This window comes from Serratia sp. JSRIV001 (assembly GCF_019968745.1).
GTDB classification, from domain to species: Bacteria; Pseudomonadota; Gammaproteobacteria; order Enterobacterales; family Enterobacteriaceae; genus Chania; species Chania fonticola_B.
The window spans coordinates 4,465,589-4,487,032 of sequence record NZ_CP074147.1; the positions used below are offsets into that span (position 1 = coordinate 4,465,589).

The 21,444-nt window shown below is 55.2% G+C and carries 22 protein-coding genes; 11 read left to right on the top strand and 11 right to left on the bottom strand.

Annotated features, from left to right (window positions below; genetic code table 11):
* Positions 1–16 precede the first annotated feature (16 nt).
* Together KGP17_RS20735 and KGP17_RS20740 are read right to left on the bottom strand one after the other, a co-directional pair.
* Positions 17–355, bottom strand: a complete 339-nt coding sequence (locus KGP17_RS20735) for a DUF2002 family protein (RefSeq protein WP_021178947.1) — start codon at positions 353–355, stop codon at positions 17–19.
* Between the two features lie 103 nt (positions 356–458).
* Positions 459–1,463, bottom strand: coding sequence for an AraC family transcriptional regulator (locus tag KGP17_RS20740; RefSeq protein ID WP_021807636.1), 1,005 nt, complete (start codon positions 1,461–1,463; stop codon positions 459–461).
* A gap of 143 nt (positions 1,464–1,606) precedes the next feature.
* On the opposite strand from KGP17_RS20740, the gene KGP17_RS20745 reads away from it, so the two are divergent.
* On the top strand, positions 1,607–2,635 hold the full coding sequence (locus KGP17_RS20745) for a dienelactone hydrolase (protein ID WP_223498262.1): 1,029 nt from the start codon (positions 1,607–1,609) through the stop codon (positions 2,633–2,635).
* On the opposite strand, the gene KGP17_RS20750 is transcribed toward KGP17_RS20745, so the two are convergent.
* On the bottom strand, positions 2,595–3,491 hold the full coding sequence (locus KGP17_RS20750) for a LysR family transcriptional regulator (RefSeq protein WP_059201591.1): 897 nt from the start codon (positions 3,489–3,491) through the stop codon (positions 2,595–2,597). The genes KGP17_RS20745 and KGP17_RS20750 overlap by 41 nt on opposite strands.
* A 106-nt stretch (positions 3,492–3,597) precedes the next feature.
* On the opposite strand from KGP17_RS20750, the gene KGP17_RS20755 reads away from it, so the two are divergent.
* Together KGP17_RS20755 and KGP17_RS20760 are read left to right on the top strand one after the other, a co-directional pair.
* Positions 3,598–4,977 (top strand): MFS transporter, encoded by a 1,380-nt coding sequence (locus KGP17_RS20755; RefSeq protein WP_166733200.1) that lies wholly within the window; start codon positions 3,598–3,600, stop codon positions 4,975–4,977.
* Positions 4,977–5,357 carry a hypothetical protein gene (locus tag KGP17_RS20760; protein WP_021807632.1) on the top strand — a complete coding sequence of 127 codons (381 nt, stop codon included), beginning with the start codon at positions 4,977–4,979 and terminating at the stop codon, positions 5,355–5,357. The genes KGP17_RS20755 and KGP17_RS20760 overlap by 1 nt, the downstream gene beginning before the upstream one ends.
* 192 nt (positions 5,358–5,549) lie before the next feature.
* Here the strand turns inward: KGP17_RS20760 and asr are convergent, their stop codons facing one another.
* Positions 5,550–6,020, bottom strand: coding sequence for an acid resistance repetitive basic protein Asr (gene asr, locus KGP17_RS20765; RefSeq protein ID WP_021807631.1), 471 nt, complete (start codon positions 6,018–6,020; stop codon positions 5,550–5,552).
* Positions 6,021–6,281: 261 nt separating this feature from the next.
* Here asr and KGP17_RS20770 point away from each other — a divergent pair, with 261 nt between their 5' ends.
* Positions 6,282–6,590, top strand: coding sequence for a YqjD family protein (locus tag KGP17_RS20770; protein ID WP_209530172.1), 309 nt, complete (start codon positions 6,282–6,284; stop codon positions 6,588–6,590).
* A 66-nt stretch (positions 6,591–6,656) separates the two neighbouring features.
* On the opposite strand, the gene KGP17_RS20775 is transcribed toward KGP17_RS20770, so the two are convergent.
* Entirely contained in the window at positions 6,657–8,099 is a 1,443-nt protein-coding gene (locus KGP17_RS20775) for a PLP-dependent aminotransferase family protein (protein ID WP_223498263.1), read from the bottom strand.
* Between the two features lie 99 nt (positions 8,100–8,198).
* On the opposite strand from KGP17_RS20775, the gene KGP17_RS20780 reads away from it, so the two are divergent.
* The 5 genes from KGP17_RS20780 to nrdF all read left to right on the top strand — a co-directional run bounded on the left by KGP17_RS20780 (position 8,199) and on the right by nrdF (position 12,637).
* The gene (locus KGP17_RS20780) at positions 8,199–8,630 is read left to right on the top strand and encodes a carboxymuconolactone decarboxylase family protein (protein ID WP_021807628.1); all 432 of its coding nucleotides are present in this window, start codon (positions 8,199–8,201) and stop codon (positions 8,628–8,630) included.
* Between the two features lie 266 nt (positions 8,631–8,896).
* Positions 8,897–9,133: a glutaredoxin-like protein NrdH gene (nrdH, locus tag KGP17_RS20785; protein ID WP_024484825.1), complete on the top strand. Its 237-nt coding sequence runs from the start codon at positions 8,897–8,899 to the stop codon at positions 9,131–9,133.
* 8 nt (positions 9,134–9,141) lie between these two features.
* Positions 9,142–9,543, top strand: coding sequence for a class Ib ribonucleoside-diphosphate reductase assembly flavoprotein NrdI (nrdI, locus tag KGP17_RS20790; RefSeq protein ID WP_021807625.1), 402 nt, complete (start codon positions 9,142–9,144; stop codon positions 9,541–9,543).
* Positions 9,525–11,669 (top strand): class 1b ribonucleoside-diphosphate reductase subunit alpha, encoded by a 2,145-nt coding sequence (gene nrdE, locus KGP17_RS20795; protein WP_223498264.1) that lies wholly within the window; start codon positions 9,525–9,527, stop codon positions 11,667–11,669. The genes nrdI and nrdE overlap by 19 nt, the downstream gene beginning before the upstream one ends.
* A gap of 8 nt (positions 11,670–11,677) precedes the next feature.
* On the top strand, positions 11,678–12,637 hold the full coding sequence (nrdF, locus tag KGP17_RS20800) for a class 1b ribonucleoside-diphosphate reductase subunit beta (protein WP_223498265.1): 960 nt from the start codon (positions 11,678–11,680) through the stop codon (positions 12,635–12,637).
* A 47-nt stretch (positions 12,638–12,684) separates the two neighbouring features.
* Here nrdF and KGP17_RS20805 read toward each other — a convergent pair whose 3' ends face one another.
* From KGP17_RS20805 to KGP17_RS20815, 3 genes are all read right to left on the bottom strand, one after another.
* Positions 12,685–12,972: a type II toxin-antitoxin system RelE/ParE family toxin gene (locus KGP17_RS20805; RefSeq protein WP_021807622.1), complete on the bottom strand. Its 288-nt coding sequence runs from the start codon at positions 12,970–12,972 to the stop codon at positions 12,685–12,687.
* Complete coding sequence (locus tag KGP17_RS20810; RefSeq protein WP_071683982.1) at positions 12,969–13,259, bottom strand: CopG family ribbon-helix-helix protein; 291 nt, start codon at positions 13,257–13,259, stop codon at positions 12,969–12,971. The genes KGP17_RS20805 and KGP17_RS20810 overlap by 4 nt, the downstream gene beginning before the upstream one ends.
* Positions 13,260–13,612: 353 nt before the next feature.
* A complete protein-coding gene (locus KGP17_RS20815; RefSeq protein WP_021807620.1) occupies positions 13,613–14,965 on the bottom strand; it encodes a 2-hydroxycarboxylate transporter family protein in 1,353 nt (450 codons plus the stop codon).
* Positions 14,966–15,257: 292 nt separating this feature from the next.
* Between KGP17_RS20815 and KGP17_RS20820 the strand changes: the two genes are divergently transcribed.
* Together KGP17_RS20820 and KGP17_RS20825 are read left to right on the top strand one after the other, a co-directional pair.
* Positions 15,258–16,850 (top strand): sensor histidine kinase, encoded by a 1,593-nt coding sequence (locus KGP17_RS20820; RefSeq protein ID WP_223498266.1) that lies wholly within the window; start codon positions 15,258–15,260, stop codon positions 16,848–16,850.
* 17 nt (positions 16,851–16,867) lie between these two features.
* A complete protein-coding gene (locus tag KGP17_RS20825; RefSeq protein ID WP_166733205.1) occupies positions 16,868–17,554 on the top strand; it encodes a response regulator in 687 nt (228 codons plus the stop codon).
* A 128-nt stretch (positions 17,555–17,682) separates the two neighbouring features.
* Here KGP17_RS20825 and ompL read toward each other — a convergent pair whose 3' ends face one another.
* The 3 genes from ompL to KGP17_RS20840 form a co-directional block, all read right to left on the bottom strand.
* Positions 17,683–18,402, bottom strand: coding sequence for a porin OmpL (ompL, locus tag KGP17_RS20830; RefSeq protein WP_094981222.1), 720 nt, complete (start codon positions 18,400–18,402; stop codon positions 17,683–17,685).
* A gap of 104 nt (positions 18,403–18,506) precedes the next feature.
* Entirely contained in the window at positions 18,507–19,943 is a 1,437-nt protein-coding gene (locus tag KGP17_RS20835; protein WP_094981223.1) for an MFS transporter, read from the bottom strand.
* A gap of 85 nt (positions 19,944–20,028) precedes the next feature.
* The gene (locus KGP17_RS20840; protein WP_094981224.1) at positions 20,029–21,426 is read right to left on the bottom strand and encodes an MFS transporter; all 1,398 of its coding nucleotides are present in this window, start codon (positions 21,424–21,426) and stop codon (positions 20,029–20,031) included.
* Positions 21,427–21,444: the final 18 nt, after the last annotated feature.

The window sequence follows — 21,444 nt, forward strand, 5'->3', positions numbered from 1 at the left end:
GCTTACGGGGGAGAGTTTAAAGGAACATGCTGTAGAGATAGCGCGAGAGCGCATCGCGGGAGCTGAAACCGTGAGGAATGCCGTAACGCGTGTTGGGCGTATCGCCGCTTAAATCCAGGGGAAACTCAAGATACTGCTCGCTGTTACGCATCAACGAGGTGGGCGTGGCAAAATGGAGGCTCTTCTCTTTTAGCGCCGGGTGGATCACCAACGCCATTCTGCCCATTCGCGCTTCCCGATTCACATACACGTAGTGCTCGCCCTTGCGAAAACCGTAGGTCTGATCGGTGACATAATCACGCTCAAAACCGGTACTCTCTAACACCTTAGCCACTTCATCCGGCCGTAAATACATCTATTTCTCCTCTCAGTTCTGGGTAGCTTTGCGACCTTACCGTAATCAGGAGATGAAACAATTAATTTATCCGTACTCATTCTGGTTTAGGAATAATCTGCAGCTATTGGCCCCCCGCCTGCTGTCTACGCCATTCGCTGGGGCTCATCCCCTGAACCCGCAGAAACTCACGGTTAAAGTTGGATTTGGTGCTGAAACCGGCTTCCAGCATAATCTCGGTCACCGGGCGATCGCTGCTGCTCAACCACTGCGCCGCTTGCTGAATGCGTAATTGATTCACGTATTGGGATACGTTCATCCCCGCTTGCTGGTTAATCGCCTGGGAGACCTTACGTGCCGGTATGCCCACCTTGCGTGCTAGCCGGGCTAGGTTCAGTGCCGGTTCCAGATAGAGATCGTCCTGGCGGAGCCGCTGGTTGATCAGTTCAAAGCAGTGCTCATCATCCTCTGTTAGCGCCTCGGTTTTCACTGGTGGCAAGGGCTGTTCTTCGGGTTCCTGCTGTTGGCGCTCACGGCCAAGCACCAGTCCGACTCCCAAGACCATCATCACATTGCCAAAAGCCGCCAGTGCGCCAGCATGCCTCCCGGCTAATAGCGAATAATCCAGGGTGATCGCCAACTCGGTCAGGCCGCAGACGATCAGCAGGCCGCCCAATCCGCACCATAAGCGATAGCTCAGCCAACTGTCCGCCAGCGCCACCTGCTGCAAGGCATTCTCACCGCGCCGCAGGTACAGCAAAATAGCCGCGCCATAACCGAGATAGCCAATAACGATCAGCCCATCCAGCGCCGCCAAGACGCGCCACTGCGCCAATAACACCAATAGCGGGAACGTCAGATGCCCAACAATGCGCCAGCCCATCGGCCCACGGGCTTGCAGCATCAGCACCAGATAACACAAGGGCGGGATTAGGGCGGCTCCCAGCGGTTGTAAAATAGCGACCCAAGGTTGCTGATAGCCAAAACGGATCCCCACCAGCAGGCTTTGCCAGGCGCAGATCAACAGCAACAGCTGTAGCAGCCAACGGTGTGGCCGTGGCCAACCAAGGCGCACGATCAACGCCAGGCACAACAGGCTGAAGAGAAAAGACAGCGGGATAAGCGGCATGTTACCTCTGTGGTTATTCGGGAACGCCCCAGTGTAGAGACCATAATCAGCTAAAACAATCGCTTAACGACCTGGATCGCGATCGAGGTCGCGCCAGGATAACGCGAATGCGATGGTCTGGTTTTCCCCTTGAAGGAGTCATCATGAAAAAGTTATGGATCTTGTGCCTGCTGTTTAGCAGTGTCGCCACCGCCGCGCCCTGGCAGGTTGCCAGCCGCCTGCAAACGTTTTATAACGGCGATCGCCCATTGGTCAGTCGTATCTATTATCCCACTCATGCCCAAGGCCAGCCGCAACAGGTTGGTGGCAGGCCGGTATTTGCAGGCATCCCTGCTCTGCCAGACGCCCCACCAGCAACCGGGCATTTTCCCTTGGTGATCATCAGCCACGGCAGCGGTGGCAACAATAGCAGCCAAGCCTGGCTGGCGAAGGCGTTGGTGGAACAAGGAATGATCGTGGTTGCAGCCAATCATCCGGGCAGTACCAGCGGTGATTCCATCCCGGCAAAATCGCTCGAACTGTGGCAACAAACGCGCGATATCTCGGCGCTGATCGACGCCATGCTCAAGGATGGCACATGGCAGCCGCGGATCAACGCACAGGCCATTGGTGTGGCAGGGCATTCCAAAGGGGGTTACAGCGCGATATCTGCAATTGGCGGCCAAGTCGCGTTAAAGGATTTTATCGCCGGTTGCCAGCGCCAACCTCGCTCGCCTAACTGCCTGTTTTATGCCGGTGTTAACAAAAACAGCATCTCTACCACCCAGTTTGACGCTAATTACACCGATGCCCGCATCCGCTTCGCCATCGCCCTGGACCCAGGCATGGTGCCCTATCTGCAACCGGCCAGCCTGCGCAAAATCAACGCGCCGCTGCTGGTCATCGCCGCACAACGCTTTATGCCGGGCAGCGATCCGGAAAGTCTGGGAGCTGAGTCGTTGGCAACGCACAGCGGGCAGCAGCCAATCAAGGCCGTCGTCTTGCCGGGCAGCAATCACTTCGATTTCTTACAGCTTTGTACCCCAGCCGCCCCAGAGATATTAGCGGAGGAAGGGGAAGCCTTTATCTGTGGCTCTTCCCCCACCGAGCGTGAACGCGCCCACCAGCAAACCATCGCTGCCGTGCTGGCTTTTATTCAGCCGTGGCTATCCTCGCCCGCAGGAAATCGATAAACGCCCGTACCTTCTCCGGCACATGGCGCGTGTTGGGATAAAGCGCATAAATGCTCTGTACCGGGAACTGATGATCTGGCAGCAGGTGGCATAACTGCCCGTTGGCAATAACGGGCCGTACCAACCATTCTGGCAGCAGGGCCACACCCGCCCCCTGTAACGCGAAAGTCAGCAACGCAGTGGCGCTATCGGCCATCAGCCTGGCGTCATCTTCTACCCTGAACAACACCGCCTGACGTTCAGGGGTGAGCACTTGCCAACTCAGCGGCGAAGGGAGGCGGCTGTGGGCCAGCCAGGCAGCCTGAGCCAGTTGAGGCAATGACGCGATCGGCCACCGTGCAAGATAAGCCGGAGACGCTACCGGCAAGATAGCGAAGTTATCGATCAGCGCCGCATGATGGTTGGAGTCCGCCAACTGACCCAGACGGATAGCCACGTCAAACCGCTCGGAAATCAGATCCGCGTGATAGGAAGAAGAAACGTGCTGAATGCGTAAGCGCGGATGCAACTGCGCGAAGGCGGCCAAGGCCGGAACCACAACCTGCGCACCATATTCCGGCGTGCTTGTGATGCGCAGAATGCCACTCAAGCCGTGATGATCGCGACGCACATCGTCGAGCAGGTACTCCGCATCTTGTAATAGCCGTTGGCAACGTGGATAAAAACGCTCGCCAGCATCGGTCAGTGACAGCCGCCGCGTACTGCGCACCAGCAATGAAACGCCTAGCTCGCTTTCCAACTGCTTGATGTTAAAGCTGACCACCGCCTTGGTTTGCCCCAGTGCCTCCGCCGCAGCGGTAAAACTGCCGGTGTCGACCACCGCCGCAAACATCGCTAATCTGGCTAAATTGAGCATCTTTCACCCACCCACTGTCAAAATATTTTTGACAGTGTAATCGCCCAGCGCCGATTTATCAGCCCTTTCCCGCCCGCTACACTGCACGCCTTCAACCGGAGGCTTCATGGCTTATCGCACTAAAGTGGCAATCGTCTATCTGCTCGGATTCTTTGTCGATCTGATCAACATGTTTATCGCCAACGTCGCCTACCCGGCGATCGGACACGCTTTGCAGGCCAACATCAGCCAACTGGCCTGGATCAGCAACGGTTACCTGCTTGGCCTGACGCTGGTGATCCCGCTCAGCGCCTGGCTAGCGCAACGCATTGGCGGGCGGCAGGTCTTTCTGCTGTCGTTGGTGCTGTTTATGCTGGCAACCACGGCGGCAGGCCGCGCTGGCTCGATCGAAGCACTGATCGGCTGGCGGGTGATACAAGGTATGGGCGGAGGGTTGCTGATCCCGATTGGCCAAACGCTCACCTATCAGCTGTTTCGCAGCCATGAACGCGCCGGGCTTTCTGCCGCCATCATGCTGGTGGGGCTGCTGGCTCCGGCGCTCTCCCCGGCATTGGGTGGCCTGATTGTCGATCATCTTGACTGGCGTTGGGTGTTTTACAGCAACCTGCCGCTGGCGGCACTGGCTTTGCTGTTGGCCGTTCTGTGGCTGCGTAACGAGCCTGCGGCCAGCGAGGTTAAGCGGCTGGACGTCACCGGGCTGATTAGCGCCTGCCTGGCACTTACCTTGATCCTGCTTGGCCTGACCCGTCTGAGCGACCCCCATTTGCTGTTGCAAGGCGCTAGCTTGCTGTTCGCTGGGCTGTTGGTGTTTGCTTACTACCTGCGGCACAGCCTGCGCCATCCACACCCGCTGCTGAACCTGCGGTTGGTACGGGACCCACAATTGCGTATCGCCATGATCGTCTACCAGTGCATCCCTGGTCTGTTCATCGGCGTCAGCCTGGTGGCGATGCTGTACCTGCAAAACCAGCTGGGTATGTCGGCCACTCAGGTGGGCGGGCTGATGGTTCCCTGGTCACTGGCCTCTTTCGCTGCTATCACCCTGACCGGCAAGGTTTTCAACCGTTGCGGCCCGCGCCCGCTGTTTATTGCCGGTTGCGCTTTGCAAGGCCTGGGGATGCTGGCCTTATCGCAGATCGGCGATGCCGGGCAGCATAGCTGGCAAATCTTCGCGTTTGCCTTGATGGGGCTGGGTGGCAGCCTATGTAGCAGCACGGCACAAAGCTGCGCCTTTCTCACCATTGCCGACACCCAGTTGGCCGATGCCAGCGCCCTATGGAATATCAACCGCCAGTTGAGCTTTTGCTTTGGCGTTACCCTGCTCAGCCTGTTGCTCAATCTGTTGCTCGGCCATATGGAGGCGCTCATGGCCTATCGTTACTGTTTTTATCTCGCCGCAGCCAGTACGCTGTTCCCGATGCTGCTGTGCCTGCGTATTACCAACCGCGCCATCGTGCGCCATCTCAACGCTGAACAGGGATCCTGATGAATCGTTATTTTACCGAAGTGATTGACGCCCATGTGGCTATCGCCGACTGGCTGGGAAAAGGGGCTGGGGAACTGCAACCGCTCTTGGCGCGGTTTCAGGCAGATTTTTGCATGATTGCCCTAAACGGCAGCAAGCTGGGGTCCAACGAACTGGAGGGATTTTTCCAGGCGCATCGGGCTGCAAAGCCGGGGCTTGAGATTGCGATCGAAGAAATGAAGATGGTCGCAGAATGGCCAACGGGGGCCGTAGTCAACTATCGCGAGAAGCAAACGCTGCCAGGCCAACCTGCGACCTTGCGTTATTCTACGGTGGTCTTTACCCAAAGCGCAGACGGGCTACGCTGGCTGCACCTGCACGAAACGCCTATCGGGCAATAATTACAGGAAGCTGCTGGCCAGGAACAATTGCCAGGCAACCACCAGACCACATAGCGTGACGGCACTGAAGATCACTTCAAACAGGTAGCGGTTCATCATGATGACCTCACCTCAAAAGAAGACACCCGGAAAACCGGGTGTCAGAGTATTCAGCAGAGGAGGCGGAACCTTTGACGGCTCCGCTATCTTCACTTATTTAGCTGCAGGAGCTGCGGCTTTCTTGCTTGATTTGTGGTGTTTTTTAGCAGCCTGGGCTTTCTGAGCGGGTTTGGCTGCGGCTTTTTGGTGCTTTTTAGCAGCCTGAGCTTTCTGAGCTACTGGAGCTTTGGTCGCGGCAGCTTTGTGGTGTTTTTTAGCGGCCTGAGCTTTTTGAGCGGGTTTGGTGGCGGCTTTGTGATGCTTTTTGGCAGCCTGAGCCTTCTGAGCTACTGGCGCTTTTTTGCTGTGCTTTTTAGCGGCCTGAGCTTTCTGCTCTGGTGCTTTTTTGGTGGCTTTCTTGTGTTCTTTCTTGTGGTGAGTCGCTTTAGCTGGAGCTTTCTCAGCCGCAGGAGCCGCAGTAGTAGGAGCCGCAGTAGGTGCCGGTGCAGCCGCAGTATCAGCAGCGAAAGCAACAGAAGACAGGCCCATGGTGGCAGCAACGATCAGCGCTAATACTTTTTTCATCTTTAAATCCTCAGATTGTGTTTTTCGGTAAGCCCGGTTGGGCCGTTGAGGAGATAATAGAGGAATCAATTCACCGCTTCCGTGAGTGATTGGTTTCGCTGAGTAACCAAATGTACAGAGCTTGTCGCCAGGCCCTTAGGCGGGGATAAGCCTCGAAAAAAGCTTCGTTTTTCGCGGGGATAGCCATTAATTTTCGTGATCGCCAGCACACTTCTCAAAATGGTCTACACTTAAAGGACATGTGTCGTAACGGAGAGTCGAATGTTTAACAAGACAGATAAAGTAGAACGAGACATCGATCAGGACGTGAACCTGCTGGCCGATACGCTGGATGAAGTATTACGTGACTCCAGCAGCAAGACCAAAGAAGAACTGCATGAACTGCACAGTAAGGCAAAAGGGATATTACGCGATGCCCGTGCACGCTTCAGCGGTTCCAGCAGCCTGACACAACATGCTCGCGACGTAGCCGGCAATGCCGATAGCTATGTACGAGAAAAACCTTGGCAGGGCGTAGGCATCGGTGCCGCTGTTGGTATCGTGCTCGGCGTCTTGCTTGCACGGCGTTAACCCATGTAGCTGGTTTTAACCATAAAAACAGATGTGCGTCTGGCCCACGGTTTTCCGTGGGCCGCTTTATTTTCCGCCCTCGATAATCGCCGCCAGCCGGTCCACCGCGCGCTCCGCTTCGCAATAGCTGGTGAAGTTGCCAAAGCCCATCAATAAACCATTATCGGCAGGCGTAGACATCTGCCAATCCGACAATGCCTGTATCGACAACCCCTGTTGCCAGGCTCTCTTTGCCAGCTCACTGTCATTGAGCCCAGCTTGCAAATGCGCCAACATCTGGATGCCCCCGGCCTGCGGTGCCACCGTCAAATAGTCTGCAAGCCGCTGTGTCAGGGCCTGCACCAACCATGCGCGCCGCTGGCGATACAGCAACCGCATGCGCTTCAGATGGCGGTAAAAATGCCCGCCGTTGATAAAATCGGCCACTCCGGCTTGCAGTAACGGTGGGCAACCGCAGCCTCGCAGCTGGCTACAGCGCTCAAAAGCCGCCGTCTGCTCTGCGGGCACCACCAGATAGGCCATGCGTAACGCCGGAAACAGGGTTTTGCTGAAGGTCCCGGCGTACAGTACCCGCCCCTGACGATCGAGGCTTTTTAACGGCGGCAAAGGTTTGCCGTAGTAGCGGCATTCGCTGTCGTAATCGTCTTCGATGATCCATGCCGAGTGACGGGTTGCCCAATCCAGCAGCGCCATACGCCTGGCCAGGCTGAGGGTAACGCCCAGCGGGCTTTGGTGAGTCGGCGTCAGCACCGCCATGCGGGCGTCTGGCCGGGTGGCAATACCGGCGTCAATATCCATCCCTTCCTCATCAACCGGCACTGGGACAATTTGCATGCCGGCGGCGCTAAACAGCGGCTGGGTAACCGGATAACCAGGGTCTTCCAGCCAGACCGCCTCTCCCGGTTTCAACAACGCGTTGATCACCAGCTCTAGCAAAGCCTGATAACCCGCACAGATAAATACCTGTTCCGGCCGACAGACAATGCCACGGGAAAGGTGCAGGTAATGCACGATTGCCTCGCGCAGTTCCGGCAGGCCATTAGGTGGTGGGTGTGCCAGTGAGGCCATCGTGGTGCCACGCAACTGCCGGGCAACGATGCGCTGCCATACCGCCCGTGGGAAGGCATCCAGCGCGGGCAGGCCAAGCTGGAAGGGTTGAGTCGGCCCGGCGGGATGAGACTGAAATGCGGAAGGTGCCGGAGTTGCCAAGGTGGGTACCGCTGACAGCTTGGGGCGCTCAGGCATTTTCAGCAACTGGGAGGAGACATAGGTTCCCGCCTGGCCCCGGCTTTGCAGAAAACCTTCAGCCACCAGCGCAGAGTAGGCATTTTCTACCGTCGCACGTGCTACCCCCAAATCGCTTGCCAAGCCGCGTACCGAAGGTAAACGGCTGTTAGCTACCAGGGTTCCCTGCACGATCGCGTCTTTGATCCGCAGATAGATCTGTCGGTATAGGGGCTCGGCCAGTTGGGGATCCAGCCGTAGGGCAGCAAAAATAGGGCGTGTCATGGCCTGGTTAAATAATCATTTTATGGCTCTATAGCATAGACCATATCGCGGCTAAAGTAGCGCCATACATTGGTTACGTCATTAATCCGAGGTTTGAACATGATCAAGCAACGTTTGCAGTACGCCGAACTGTCACCGGCCCCTTATAAAGCCATGGTGAGCGCATTGGGCGGGCTAGAGAAAGGCCCGCTGGATAAAGCGATCATTGAGCTGATGTTTATGCGCGTTTCGCAGATCAACGGCTGTGCTTTTTGCCTGGATATGCACGGCAAAGCGCTGCGTGCAGGGGGAGCGAACCACGCCAAGCTGGATACGTTGGCGGGCTGGCGCGTCAGCCATGAATTCAGCGAGGCAGAACGTGCCGCGTTGGAATGGGCCGAAGCGGTGACCCTGATTGCGGCAACCGGCGCACCGGACAGTGCCTTTGACGCCCTGAAAGCCCATTTCAGCGATGCCGAAATCAGCGATCTGACCTTTGCCATCAGCATTATGAACGCCTTTAACCGCCTGGCAGTCAGCATGCGGCAGTAATTTTGCTGGCCGGGGCAACCCGGCCTGCTCGATCCTCATCGCAAAAAATATTTCCCCACCGCTTTTCCAGCCTCGGCGCGGCCTGCGCCCAAAAAACCGAAAAACACCACATATAGTGGTGTTGATAATACAAATATCCACATATAGTATTCATTCATCAACGCAGGGGGAAACGCTTGGGTTGGTGACGCCGTCAGAAACGCCCTATCATGCTCAACTTTCTGACTTATCCGCCTTTCCTTCAATACAAAAGGTAAATGCGAATCATGAGTATTATTATTTACACCAAACCAGATTGTGTCCAGTGCAATGCCACCTACCGTGCCCTGGATAGACAAGGGATCGACTATCGCGTGGTCGATCTAACGCAAGATCAGCAGGCGCTGAACCACGTTAAATCACTAGGCTATCAACAAGTTCCGGTGATTATCGCCGGTGACGATCACTGGTCTGGTTTCCGCCCGGACAAGATCGGCGCGTTAGCCAACGCCCTAACCTCCTGAGGTGTGCCATGGATCCGCTGGTCTACTTCTCCAGCAGTTCGGAGAACACCCACAGATTCGTTGAGAAGCTGGCACTGCCCGCGATACGCATCCCGATCGCGGGCAGTAAAAAAGTACTGATGGAGCACCCTTATATCCTGATCGTGCCCAGTTACGGCGGCGGCAGCAGCGTCGGTGCCGTACCGATCCAGGTGATCCGTTTTCTCAATGATCCGCAGAATCGCGGTTACCTGCGCGGTGTGATTGCCGCAGGTAACACCAATTTCGGCGCCGCGTATGGCATCGCCGGTGACATCATCGCCAAAAAATGCCAGGTACCGGTGCTTTATCGATTTGAGCTACTCGGCACCACACAAGACGTCGCAATCGTTCAACAGGGAGTCACCGCATTTTGGCAACGACAGAACTGACCAGGTCCGCCAGCGCCACGCTGGATTACCATTCGCTCAACGCGATGCTCAACCTTTATGACGCAGAAGGGCGCATCCAGTTCGATAAGGATCGGCTGGCCGCCAGGCAATACTTTTTGCAGCACGTGAACCAAAACACCGTGTTCTTCCACAATCTGGCGGAGAAATTGCGCTATCTGGTGGATGAGGGATATTACGAAGCAGCGGTGCTGGAGCAGTATGAGTTCGCCTTTATCAAGCAGCTGTTCCAACAGGCCTATGCCAGGAAATTCCGCTTCGAGACCTTCCTCGGCGCCTTCAAGTATTACACCAGCTATACGCTGAAAACCTTCGATGGCCAGCGCTATCTGGAACGCTATGAAGACCGAGTGTGCATGGTTGCGTTACGGCTGGCGGCGGGTGATACCGCGCTGGCGCAGGATCTGGTGGAAGAGATCATCTCCGGGCGCTTCCAACCCGCAACCCCCACTTTCCTCAACTGCGGCAAACAGCAGCGCGGCGAGCTGGTTTCCTGCTTCCTGCTGCGTATTGAAGACAATATGGAGTCGATTGGCCGCGCGGTGAATTCGGCACTGCAACTCTCCAAACGCGGCGGCGGTGTGGCCTTTCTGCTGAGCAATATCCGCGAGGTTGGCGCACCGATCAAGCGCATTGAGAACCAGTCCTCCGGGGTGATCCCGATAATGAAAATGCTGGAGGATGCCTTCTCTTACGCCAATCAACTGGGGGCACGTCAAGGCGCCGGAGCGGTGTATCTGCACGCCCATCATCCCGATATTCTGCGCTTCCTGGATACCAAGCGGGAAAATGCCGACGAAAAAATCCGCATCAAAACCCTGTCGCTGGGGGTGGTGATCCCGGATATCACCTTCGAGTTGGCAAAAAATAACGAAGAGATGTACCTGTTCTCTCCCTATGATGTGCAACAGGTGTACGGCGTACCGCTGTCTGAGATCAGCGTTAGCGAAAAATACCGTGAGATGGTGGATGACAAACGCATCCGCAAATCCCGCATCAACGCCCGTGAGTTTTTCCAACTGCTGGCGGAGATCCAGTTCGAATCCGGTTATCCGTACATGATGTTTGAAGATACGGTCAACCGCAGCAATCCGATCGCCGGGCGCATCAATATGAGCAACCTGTGCTCGGAGATCCTGCAGGTTAACAGCGCCAGCCGGTACCATCAGGACCTGAGCTATGCCGAGATCGGCAAAGATATCTCCTGCAACCTGGGTTCGCTGAACATTGCCAAAGCCATGGATGCGCCAGACTTCGGCAAGGCGGTGGAAACCGCGATCTACGGGCTGACGGCGGTAGCGGATATGAGCGATATCGGCTCGGTGCCGTCTATCGCCGCCGGGAATCAGGCTTCTCATGCCATCGGCCTGGGCCAGATGAACCTGCACGGCTATCTGGCGCGCGAACGCATCTTCTACGGTTCGGACGAAGGCATCGACTTCACCAATATCTACTTCTACACCGTGACCTACCACGCCCTGCTCGCCTCCAACCGGCTGGCAATAGGACGCGGCAGCAGTTTTGCCGGTTTCGAGAACTCCACCTACGCCAGCGGGGAGTATTTCAGCAAATACATCGAGCAGGAGTGGCAGCCAAAAACCGCGCGGGTACGCGAACTGTTTGCCAACGCCAATATCGCCATACCTGGGCGTGAGGAATGGTTGGCACTGCGCGCTGCGGTGATGATGCACGGGCTGTATAACCAGAACCTGCAGGCGGTGCCGCCTACCGGCTCCATCTCCTACATCAATAACTCAACCTCCAGCATCCATCCGATCGTCTCACGCATCGAGATCCGCAAGGAGGGCAAGATTGGCCGGGTCTATTACCCAGCCCCCTACATGACCAACGACAACCTGGAGTATTACCAGGACGCCTACGAAATTGGCCCGGAAAAGATTATCGATACCTACGCCGCCGCTACGCAGCATGTGGATCAGGGGCTGTCGCTGACGCTGTTCTTCCGCGATACCGCCACTACCCGCGACATTAACCGCGCGCAAATCTACGCCTGGCGTAAAGGCATCAAGACCATTTATTACATCCGTCTGCGCCAGATGGCGTTGGAAGGCACCGAGGTGCAGGGCTGCGTGTCCTGCGCGCTGTGAGGAAGATTATGACAATGCAACGAGTGCAGGCCATCAACTGGAACAAGATTCATGACGACAAGGATCTGGAGGTGTGGAACCGGCTGACCAGCAACTTCTGGCTACCGGAAAAGGTGCCGCTGTCGAACGATATTCCGTCCTGGGCCACGCTGACCGCCAAGGAACAACAGCTCACCATCCGCGTATTTACCGGGCTGACGCTGCTGGACACCATCCAGAATACCGTTGGCGCACCGGCGCTGATCGCCGATTCTATTACCCCGCACGAAGAGGCGGTGTATTCCAACATCAGCTTTATGGAGGCGGTACACGCCCGTTCCTACAGTTCGATATTCTCCACCCTGTGCCAAACCCGGGATGTTGACGAGGCTTACCGTTGGAGCGAGGAAAACGCCACGCTACAGAAAAAGGCCAGCATCATTCTGGCGCACTATCGCAGCGACGATCCGCTGTTGAAAAAGGTCGCCAGCGTGTTTCTGGAGTCGTTCCTGTTCTATTCCGGCTTTTACCTGCCCATGTACTGGTCGAGCCGGGCCAAGCTGACCAACACCGCCGATCTGATCCGCCTGATCATTCGCGATGAAGCGGTGCATGGCTACTATATTGGCTACAAGTTTCAGAAAGGCCTGGAGCAGGCCAGCCCGGCCCGCCGCCAGCAGGTGAAGAACTTTGCCTTCGATTTGCTGCAGGATCTCTACGACAACGAGGTACGTTATACCGAAGAGCTCTACGACGGGGTGGGCTGGACGGAAGAGGTGAAAACCTTCCTGCACTATAACGCCAACAAGGCGCTGATGAATCTGGGCTACGAGGCGTTGTTCCCACCGGCAATGGCACAAGTAGACCCGGCAATCCTGTCGGCGCTGTCACCCAACGCCGATGAGAACCACGATTTCTTCTCCGGCTCCGGCTCTTCCTACGTGATGGGCAAGGCGGTGAATACCGAAGATGAGGACTGGGAATTCTGAGCCTGATAGGGAACAGGATGCTGCGCCTCTAGCTAAAACCTCAACAATTAATAACCCAGTTCCTTCTGGCTACGGATGGCCAGAACAAATACCGTATCAATATCGGGCACGTACTTATAAAGCGCCAAATATCCTCGCGTTTGCTGGCCAATAATCAACTCACGCGTTCCTGAGCCAAGTGGCCTGCCAATCAACGGATTATGTTCCAGTACCGTAATCGCCTGGATAATCTCCTGAATTCGCTGCCCGGTATCGGCTACCTCATAATGCGCCAAATGGTCGAGAATACGCTCGATATCATCCCTGACCTCTGGCGCCAACTCGATTTTGGTCATCGCCCCCCCAGTTTTTTCGCTACAGGCTGGGTGGCCGTGCTATTTCCGGCTACATAGCTTTCCAGATAACCGCGCATATCGTCCCAGGAAATGGTCTCACCCGTGGCGATAATGTTGGCATAACGCTGTTCCGCCTGTTCCTCGAAATCGCGACGTAACTCTTCCCGCTGAGTTTTTTCCGTAATAGCCTGCAGAATAAAACTGTGAGAACTCACGCCAATATTGTCTGCTGCGGCCGCGACGCGAGCTTTAAGTTCTTCAGGCAGGCGGATGGTGGTGGTTGACATGGTCAAACCTCGGCGATGACAAAAAATGTAGCTCAATTGTGCTACACCACTCTTGAATACTCAATAGCTATGGTTGTTTTTTCATCAGCAAGAGTCACTTAACCTCGCCGCTAGCCCCCTCACCCTAATCCTCTCCCACAGGGAGAGGGGACTGAACGAGCCACATTTCAACTACTATGTTCTACTTATACATCAACAAATTACAGATTAACTCCTCAAGATCGGTATGAAAGTACCAGGACCTATCATGTACATTAGTCGACCCACCTTCGCTGAGATATTCGCCTATCTCCCAACAGAGCAGGGGCTTTCAGCTCCCTCTCCCTGTGGGAGAGGGTTGGGATGAGGGGTCATCAATAGAAATGCGACAGCACCAGCAGCGACAGCGAAACGTTGATCGCTCCGCCGATGCGCGTTGCGATCTGGGCAAAGGGCATCAGTGACATCCGGTTGCCCGCCGTCAGTATCGCAACGTCACCGGTTCCGCCTTGTCCACTCTGGCAGCAGGAAACGATGGCCACGTCGATCGGATGCATACCAATCTTCTTGCCAACCAGGAAACCGGTGGCCACCAGCGTGCTTACCGTGGCCACGATCACAATCAGGTTCTGTACGGTGAAGGCATCCACCAGCTCTTGCCACGGCGTAATAGCAACCCCTACGGCAAACAGGATCGGATAGGTCACGGCGGTGCGGAAGAATTTATACACCACCTGCGATCCTTGCTGAATACGTGGCGAAACGCCGTGTGCCAGCTTCACCGCCACCGCGGCAAACAGCATCCCTACCGGGGCCGGCAAGCCGATCAGCCGGTGTAACAACATGCCCACCATATACAGCAGGATAGCCAGCAGCGCGCCACAGGCGATAGTGGCAACATCCACGTTACCGCTCAGTTTCTCGGTTGCCGCGACCTCGCTATCACCCTGCTTGCTCGGCATCAGGCTGCCTTCGCCGGTAAGGTGCGGATAGCGTTTCCCCACTTGGTTCAGCAGGCCAGCAATCACGATCGCCGTCAGGCTGCCCAACATCACGATCGGCAGGATACGCCCCAAGGCTACGCCCTGCTCCATATGCAAAATGGCGGCATAGCCCATCGACAATGGGATCGCCCCTTCCCCCACGCCACCGGCCATGATCGGCAGGATCAGGAAGAAGAAGATCTGGAACGGATCCAGGCCCAACGCCATACCCACCGCCATCCCGACCAGCATACCGGCAACCTCACCGCACAACATCGGCACAAAGATACGCAGGAAGCCCTGGATCAGCACCTGGCGGTTCATGCTCATAATGCTGCCGACGATGATGCAGCAGATGTAGAGATAAAGAATATTGGTCGACTTGTAGAATTTGGTGGTGGATTCAACCACCACATCCGGCAGCAAACCATAGTGCACCAGTGCGGAAGGTATAAAGGTGGCGCAGATGGCGGCAGCCCCCATTTTCCCCACCAGCGGCAGACGCTTGCCAAACTCACCGCAGGCAAAGCCGAAGAACGCCAGCGTCGCCACCATCACCACGATATCGCTGGGTAATTTCCCTGCCAGGCAATCGAGCAGGATCAGCACTCCTGCCAGCACGAAGAAGGGCAGCGGTATAATTCCTATTTTGTAATTATCCAGAATATGCCACCACTTTTCGCGCAGCGGAATATCGGCAGTTTTATCTTTGGTAACGAGGTAGGAATCATCGGTTGTGCTCATAATCTGGCCTCTTATTGTTTGTTCGGCCATCATAGAGAAACGCTTGGAGTCACCGCTGTGATTTTGTTCAAAATAAACAAGGGTTTTTAATGGGGATTATGGTTTCTATGGTGTTAATACGATTTATGTAAAATAACCTGTGGAGTTAATGGGTTTAATAATAGGTTTGTTTTCATTCCTCCTTACAATAAAGCCGTGCCGCTGCTCACAACTTGATCTTGGGCAATATTACTTCAAGGGCGACTCATGATAGGGTAGTCACCCAAACGGACACCAGGACTCGCGGCAAACCATGCACATCAAACTCTCTTTTCATATCAAGCTGTTCCTGTGCCTGGTCGCCTTTTCCTGCGTGTTGCTGACGCTGATCGGGGTTTACACTTACTACAAACTGGATGCGCAGTTGCACCGGGATCTGGGTGCCCGTGCCCAAGTGCAGGCACGTGAGATTGCGCTGATCCCCTCCCTGGTCACCGCAGTTGAAAATAACGACACGCAATATATCGCTACACTGATGAAAAAAATCCGCGCCGGCAGCGATGCCAGCTATATTGTGATCGGCGATAGCCATACCATTCACCTTTACCATTCCGAACACGCCGACCGTTTGGGCACCCCCATGGTGGGGGGCGATAATAAAGAAGTGCTGGAAGGCAAAAGCATTATCTCGATCCGCAATGGGGGGATCGGTATTTCATTACGCAGCAAGGCACCGATTGTGGATGACAATAACCGGGTGATCGGTATTGTTTCCGTCGGGTATCTTAAATCCCATATCGACAGTTTAAATGCCCATACGCTGACCCAGATCGTGGCCTCGATCGTTTTGCTATTGATGGCACTGTTTATCTTTTCCTGGCTATTATCGAAAAACCTGAAACGCCAGATGTTTTCATTAGAGCCGAAAGAGATCGCGCTGCTGGTGCGCCAGCAAAAAGCCCTGCTGGAAGCTATCTATGAAGGGGTGATCGCCATAGATCCGCAACTGCGCATCATCACCATTAACCACGCCGCGCGTGAGCTGCTGGACCTGCGCCAACCGGCCAATAATCTGTTGGGCCAGCATATCGGTGAGATCATCCAGTCGCAGCCCGATTTCTTTGCCGCTACGCAGCTGGGGCACGACACCCATGACGAGGTGTGCCGTTTCAACCATGTGCGAGTCATTGCCAGCCGGGTGCGGATCATGCAGGAAGATGAGCTACAGGGTTGGGTGATCAGCTTTCGCGACAAGAACGACATCAACACCCTCAGCAGCCAGCTTAGCCAGGTAAAACGCTATGCTGACAACCTGCGCATCATGCGCCACGAACAGCTGAACTGGACGGCCACGCTCGCTGGCTTGCTGCATATGCAACGTTATGACGAAGCCGTCCGCTATGTGGAGGCCCAGTCGGAAGGTGCGCAGGAGATCCTCGATTTCATTTCCCAGCGCTTCAGCTCCGCCGCCTTGTGTGGCCTGCTGTTGGGCAAATACTCCAGCGCACGGGAAAAAGGCATTGAACTCCGCTTCGACCCCGCCTGCCAGCTGCGCCAAATCCCCGCCGCGCTGAATGAAACCGAGCTGATGTCGATTATTGGCAACCTGTTGGATAATGCGTTCGATGCTACGCTGCGTTGCGCAGCGCCGCACGAAGCGGTAGAACTCTATATCAATGACAGCAGCAACGAGCTGGTGATCGAAGTGGCCGATCGCGGCACCGGGATTGCACCGCAGGTTCGTGATACGCTGTTTGAACAAGGCGTGACAACCAAAGATAAGGGCGACCACGGTATCGGCCTGCACCTGGTGGCCAGCCACGTCGCTCAGGCACATGGCAGCATCGAAGTGTCGGACAACGATCCGCACGGCGCCATTTTCTCGCTGTTTATCCCCAAAGCTTAAGCACCCGGATCCGACCTATGCAACCTGAGACACTGGACGTTCTGATCGTGGAAGACGAGCCGCAACTGGCCACGCTACACGCCGAATTTCTTGAGAAACATTTCAACCTGCGGGTGGTGGCCTATGCCGCGACCCTGGCGGAAGCCAGAGCAAAAGTGAATGCTCACCAGCCCCGGTTGATCCTGCTGGACAACTTTCTGCCGGACGGCCAGGGGATTGCGCTAATGGAAGAAGCCGCGGTGAAAAAGCCCGGCTGCTCGGTGATTTTTATCACCGCCGCCAGCGATATGAATACCTGTAGCCAGGCGATCCGCAACGGGGCCTTCGACTACATCATCAAACCGGTATCCTATAAGCGGCTGCGCAATTCGCTGGAACGCTTTATGCAGTTTGTGCAGACCCAACGCACCTTCAAGGTCATCGACCAGAGCAGCGTCGATGCGTTGTATAACCTGCAGTCCAAGCAGTTTTCCAACGAACCCAGCGCCAAAGGGATTGAAACCATTACTCTGGAGTTGGTGCAGGCGTTGTTCATCGAGCAGCCAGAGGTAGCCCACGCGGTGGAAGACGTGGTGGCACACGCCGGCATTAGCAAAACCACCGCACGCCGCTATCTGGAATACTGCGTAGCAACCCAGTTTGTGCACGTTGAAATGCTCTACGGCAATATCGGTCATCCTCGTCGTCTATACCGCAAGGCTTAGGCTGACATCTGCCTGTCATATTGCGGGGTTATGCTGATTCACAGATATCCCCTTCGATATCGGCATCAATGTTACATTCAGCTCTTTTTACCCGGCCAAGACTTGGCCGGGTTTTTTATTGGTGTGGCTTAAAAGGTATACCGCAACCCTACGCGGATACGATACTGCTCCTTATTATAATCGTTCCAGCGGTCCAACCATTGCAGCTCCAGATAGGGCATCCAATGGGTATCGATTTTATAGCTGAACTTATTGGTGATCTCCCAATGGTGACTCTTGCCATTCTTACTGTGGAAATCGTTAACCCGGATAAAGTAATGTGGCTCGAAGGTATAATTTAACTCATCGCTGAGCTTGAAGTTCCAGTAGTTGGCAATTTCATGGGTATCATTACGCGCCGGGTTGCCGTTAAAGTCGATGGAATCATAATTATTATGGTTATAGCGATAACGCACGGTCAGGTTGAAAAACGGCAGGAATTTATAGTTGTTGTCCAGATAGATAGCACCGCCAGAACCCGCACTACTCGAGTTGACCAGCCCGCCGGGAGACACCGTCCATTTATCCGTTGGCCGGAACAATGGATACCAACCCTCCAGCTCGTTATAGCTGTGCTTAAGCTGATCAAACTTGCCAATGTTATAGGCGTTGGTGGCCATCACACCGGCTCCACCATCAAAATTATAGCCGCCGCGCAGGATGATTTCGTTTAATTCCGAGGCGGTATTATAAGCCTCACGAGTTTCCAGATAGGCGCGTCCGGCCTGAGCGCTGGCTGAGGCAAACAACGCCGCCACCAGCAGTATCGTCTTGGTTTTATTGCTGCTAGAACCCCAGAAAGTAGACATGGTTAAATTTCCTTGTGACATTGTTCCTGATAAAAGCATGCAGAAATCCCGCCGTCATGCCGTTAGGCATGACAGCTGTGCGTTATTATTGGTAATGCTGTGGCTTAGACTTCTTTGATTATTGCCGTATTGATTGCCGGATGAGGCTCGGCCTGTTGGTCGCGGTTTCCTTTTTTGTGATTAATCTCGGTGATGATTTGCATAAATAGCTGCTCATTCAACTTATAGAAAAACCCCATCATGACGGCGGCAACCATCGCCAATACGCAGGGATAAATAAAGATTAACTCGCGCAGGCCTTTCAGCACCGAGGCAGACTGCTCAACATTCGGTATGTAGCCGATCTGCGTCAGCATAATGCCCGGTAACAATCCGGCTAGCGCGGCGGAGATCTTGCGTGAAAAGGTATAGCCGGTATACACCGAGCCTTCCGCGCGGATGCCGGTTTTCCATTCGCCGTAATCAACGGTATCGGGCACCAGCGCCCAGTTCAGGCTGTTGACGAAGGCCGTGCCGAAGAAGGCCATGCAGGAGAACGCGACGAAAGAGAGTGAACTGTCACCCCAAGCGTAGTTACACAGATCGCCCAGGCACCACAGCATCAGGCCACCAAGGTAGACCCGCTTTTTGCCGAAGCGCTTCACCGCCGCTGGCACCATCAGCACGCCAATCAAAATGCAGCCCATGCTGAAAAAGCCCATATAGGACAGCAAATGGATATCGTGCAATACGTATTGGGTGTAATAGACCTGGATCGCCAACTTGATATTAAACGCTGCCAGCGTACACAGGTTGGCGATGCACAGCACCAGCAACGGCGGGTTCTGGAAAATGGCGCGGAAGGATTTGAAGATGCCAGGTTTATGATGCGCCGGTACCACATCAACATAGCGCTCTTTGACCCCGGCATGGCACCACCACATGCAAAACACACCACAGGTAGCAAACACCACTGCGGCAACCAGATAGCCTATCTCCGGGCGTGAAGTGAACAACATCTGGATCGGGACAAAGCCCACGGTGCATAACAGCAGCCCCAACGTTGCACCTCCCTGCCGCCAAGCGGCAAGGTGCGCACGCTCCTGCGGGTTTTTGGTGATGGCTGGCACCATCGCCCCATAGGAGCAGTTCATCAGGCTGTAGAACAGGCCGAACAGCATAAACAGTACGGTGGCCAGTACGGTTTTGGTATTCAGGCTGAACCCGCTATTGAGGAAGTTGGCCACGGCCAGCAAGGCTACTGGCAGCGAGGCATAGAAGATAAACGGCCTGAACTTGCCCTTGGCACCGATATTACGCCGGGAATCCAACAGCACGCCGGTCAGCATATCGGTGAAGGCGGTGAAGAATTTGGCGATCAAAAAGATCACGCCGCCGTAGATGGCGGGTAATCCCAGAATATCGGTATAGAACTTCAGCAAATACAGGGTACCGATACACAGCATCAGGTTGGAACCGAAGTCCCCCATGCCGTAGGCGAACTTTTCGCGCAGCGGCAACCGTAGCGTAACGGGATCTTGGTAGGATAGAGAGTTGGCCATCTGGCAGATCCTTATTATTGTCTTACACCCTGCGTCTTTCTTGTTACAAGGGCGAATACATTCGCCCCGATTAACACCTGGCTGCTTATAGCGCCGGGCTTGGTACCCGCTTGCGCTCTTCCAGCTCACCGACGATCTTGAGGTAGTTCTTCTCCGTCAGGTGATAGAACAGCCCCATGGTCAATGCGGTCAGCACGGCCAGGCCACAGGGATAGAGGAAGATCAGCTGCCGCAAGCCTTCCAGCGTGCCAGGCCCCTGCGCCACGTTGGGAACATAGCCGATATAGGCCAGCATCACGCCAGGGAAGAAGCCTGCCAGCCCTTGGGAAACCTTGCGAAAGAAGGTAAAGCCGGTATAAACCGTGCCTTCCGAACGCACGCCGGTTTTCCACTCACCGTATTCCACGGTGTCCGACACCAGCGCCCAGTTGAGGCTGTTGACGAAGGCCGTACCGAAGAACGCCAGGCAGGAGAACAACACAAACAGCGTGGAGGTATTGCCCCACATATAGTTCATGGCATCGCCCAGGATCCACAGCGACAGGCCACCCAGATAGACGTTTTTCTTGCCAAAGCGTTTCACCACCGTCGGAACCAGCAGTACCCCAAGCAGGATGCAGCCCATGCTGAAGAAACCCATATAGGACAGCAGGGTGATATCGTTGAGGACGTATTGGGTGTAGTAGATCTGGATCGCCAGCTTGATGTTAAAGCCCGCCAGCGTGCACAGGTTGGCCACGCACAGCACGAACAGCGGTTTGTTACCGGCGATCGCCTTGAAAGACTGCAACAGACCCGGCTTGGGTGCACCCGGTTTCGGGATCTCGACATAACGCTCTTTGACGCCGGAATAGCACCACCACATGCACAGCATGCCGACGAAGGCGAAGATAGCCGCCCCCACTAGATAACCCACCTGTGGGCGCCCGTCAAACAGCGACAGGATCGGCACAAACGCTACGGTACACAACAACAAACCCACCGTCGCCCCGCCCTGCCGCCAGGCAGCCAGTTGCGCCCGTTCCTGCGGGTTTTTGGTCATCGCAGGCACCATCGCGCCGTAGGAGCAGTTCATCATGCTGAAGAACAGCCCGAACGCCATAAAGATCAGCGTGGCGATCACCGTTTTAATGGTGACATCCAACGAAGCGCCCACGCCGATAAAATTGGCCACCACCAGCAACGCCACCGGCATTGAAGCATAAAGAATAAATGGCCGGAACTTGCCTTTGGGGCCAATATTGCGCCGGGAATCGAGCATCAGCCCGGTCCCCATGTCGGTAAAGGCGGTAAAAAAACGCGAGATGAGAAAGATCAGCCCGCCCCACGCGGCGGGGATCCCCAACACGTCGGTATAGAATTTCAGCAGATACAGCGTGCCGACACACAACAGTAGGTTGGAACCGACATCGCCCATGCCATAGGCGAATTTCTCGCGCAGGGGCAATATCAGCTTCACCGGATCCTGGTTAGCTTCACTCATGGTGATTCTCCTTGGAAA

Excerpts from the sequence above, each read along its gene's own strand:
- asr (WP_021807631.1), bottom strand. The coding sequence starts at position 6,020 with ATGAAAAAAGTATTAGCGCTGATCGTTGCTGCCACCATGGGCCTGTCT.
- KGP17_RS20840 (WP_094981224.1), bottom strand. The coding sequence starts at position 21,426 with ATGAGTGAAGCTAACCAGGATCCGGTGAAGCTGATATTGCCCCTGCGC.
- KGP17_RS20820 (WP_223498266.1), top strand. The coding sequence starts at position 15,258 with ATGCACATCAAACTCTCTTTTCATATCAAGCTGTTCCTGTGCCTGGTC.
- KGP17_RS20805 (WP_021807622.1), bottom strand. The coding sequence starts at position 12,972 with ATGACCAAAATCGAGTTGGCGCCAGAGGTCAGGGATGATATCGAGCGT.
- nrdF (WP_223498265.1), top strand. The coding sequence starts at position 11,678 with ATGACAATGCAACGAGTGCAGGCCATCAACTGGAACAAGATTCATGAC.
- KGP17_RS20745 (WP_223498262.1), top strand. The coding sequence starts at position 1,607 with ATGAAAAAGTTATGGATCTTGTGCCTGCTGTTTAGCAGTGTCGCCACC.
- nrdI (WP_021807625.1), top strand. The coding sequence starts at position 9,142 with ATGGATCCGCTGGTCTACTTCTCCAGCAGTTCGGAGAACACCCACAGA.
- KGP17_RS20755 (WP_166733200.1), top strand. The coding sequence starts at position 3,598 with ATGGCTTATCGCACTAAAGTGGCAATCGTCTATCTGCTCGGATTCTTT.
- KGP17_RS20815 (WP_021807620.1), bottom strand. The coding sequence starts at position 14,965 with ATGAGCACAACCGATGATTCCTACCTCGTTACCAAAGATAAAACTGCC.
- KGP17_RS20810 (WP_071683982.1), bottom strand. The coding sequence starts at position 13,259 with ATGTCAACCACCACCATCCGCCTGCCTGAAGAACTTAAAGCTCGCGTC.
- KGP17_RS20740 (WP_021807636.1), bottom strand. The coding sequence starts at position 1,463 with ATGCCGCTTATCCCGCTGTCTTTTCTCTTCAGCCTGTTGTGCCTGGCG.
- KGP17_RS20770 (WP_209530172.1), top strand. The coding sequence starts at position 6,282 with ATGTTTAACAAGACAGATAAAGTAGAACGAGACATCGATCAGGACGTG.
- ompL (WP_094981222.1), bottom strand. The coding sequence starts at position 18,402 with ATGTCTACTTTCTGGGGTTCTAGCAGCAATAAAACCAAGACGATACTG.
- KGP17_RS20775 (WP_223498263.1), bottom strand. The coding sequence starts at position 8,099 with ATGACACGCCCTATTTTTGCTGCCCTACGGCTGGATCCCCAACTGGCC.
- nrdH (WP_024484825.1), top strand. The coding sequence starts at position 8,897 with ATGAGTATTATTATTTACACCAAACCAGATTGTGTCCAGTGCAATGCC.
- KGP17_RS20825 (WP_166733205.1), top strand. The coding sequence starts at position 16,868 with ATGCAACCTGAGACACTGGACGTTCTGATCGTGGAAGACGAGCCGCAA.
- KGP17_RS20760 (WP_021807632.1), top strand. The coding sequence starts at position 4,977 with ATGAATCGTTATTTTACCGAAGTGATTGACGCCCATGTGGCTATCGCC.
- KGP17_RS20835 (WP_094981223.1), bottom strand. The coding sequence starts at position 19,943 with ATGGCCAACTCTCTATCCTACCAAGATCCCGTTACGCTACGGTTGCCG.
- KGP17_RS20735 (WP_021178947.1), bottom strand. The coding sequence starts at position 355 with ATGTATTTACGGCCGGATGAAGTGGCTAAGGTGTTAGAGAGTACCGGT.
- KGP17_RS20750 (WP_059201591.1), bottom strand. The coding sequence starts at position 3,491 with ATGCTCAATTTAGCCAGATTAGCGATGTTTGCGGCGGTGGTCGACACC.
- KGP17_RS20780 (WP_021807628.1), top strand. The coding sequence starts at position 8,199 with ATGATCAAGCAACGTTTGCAGTACGCCGAACTGTCACCGGCCCCTTAT.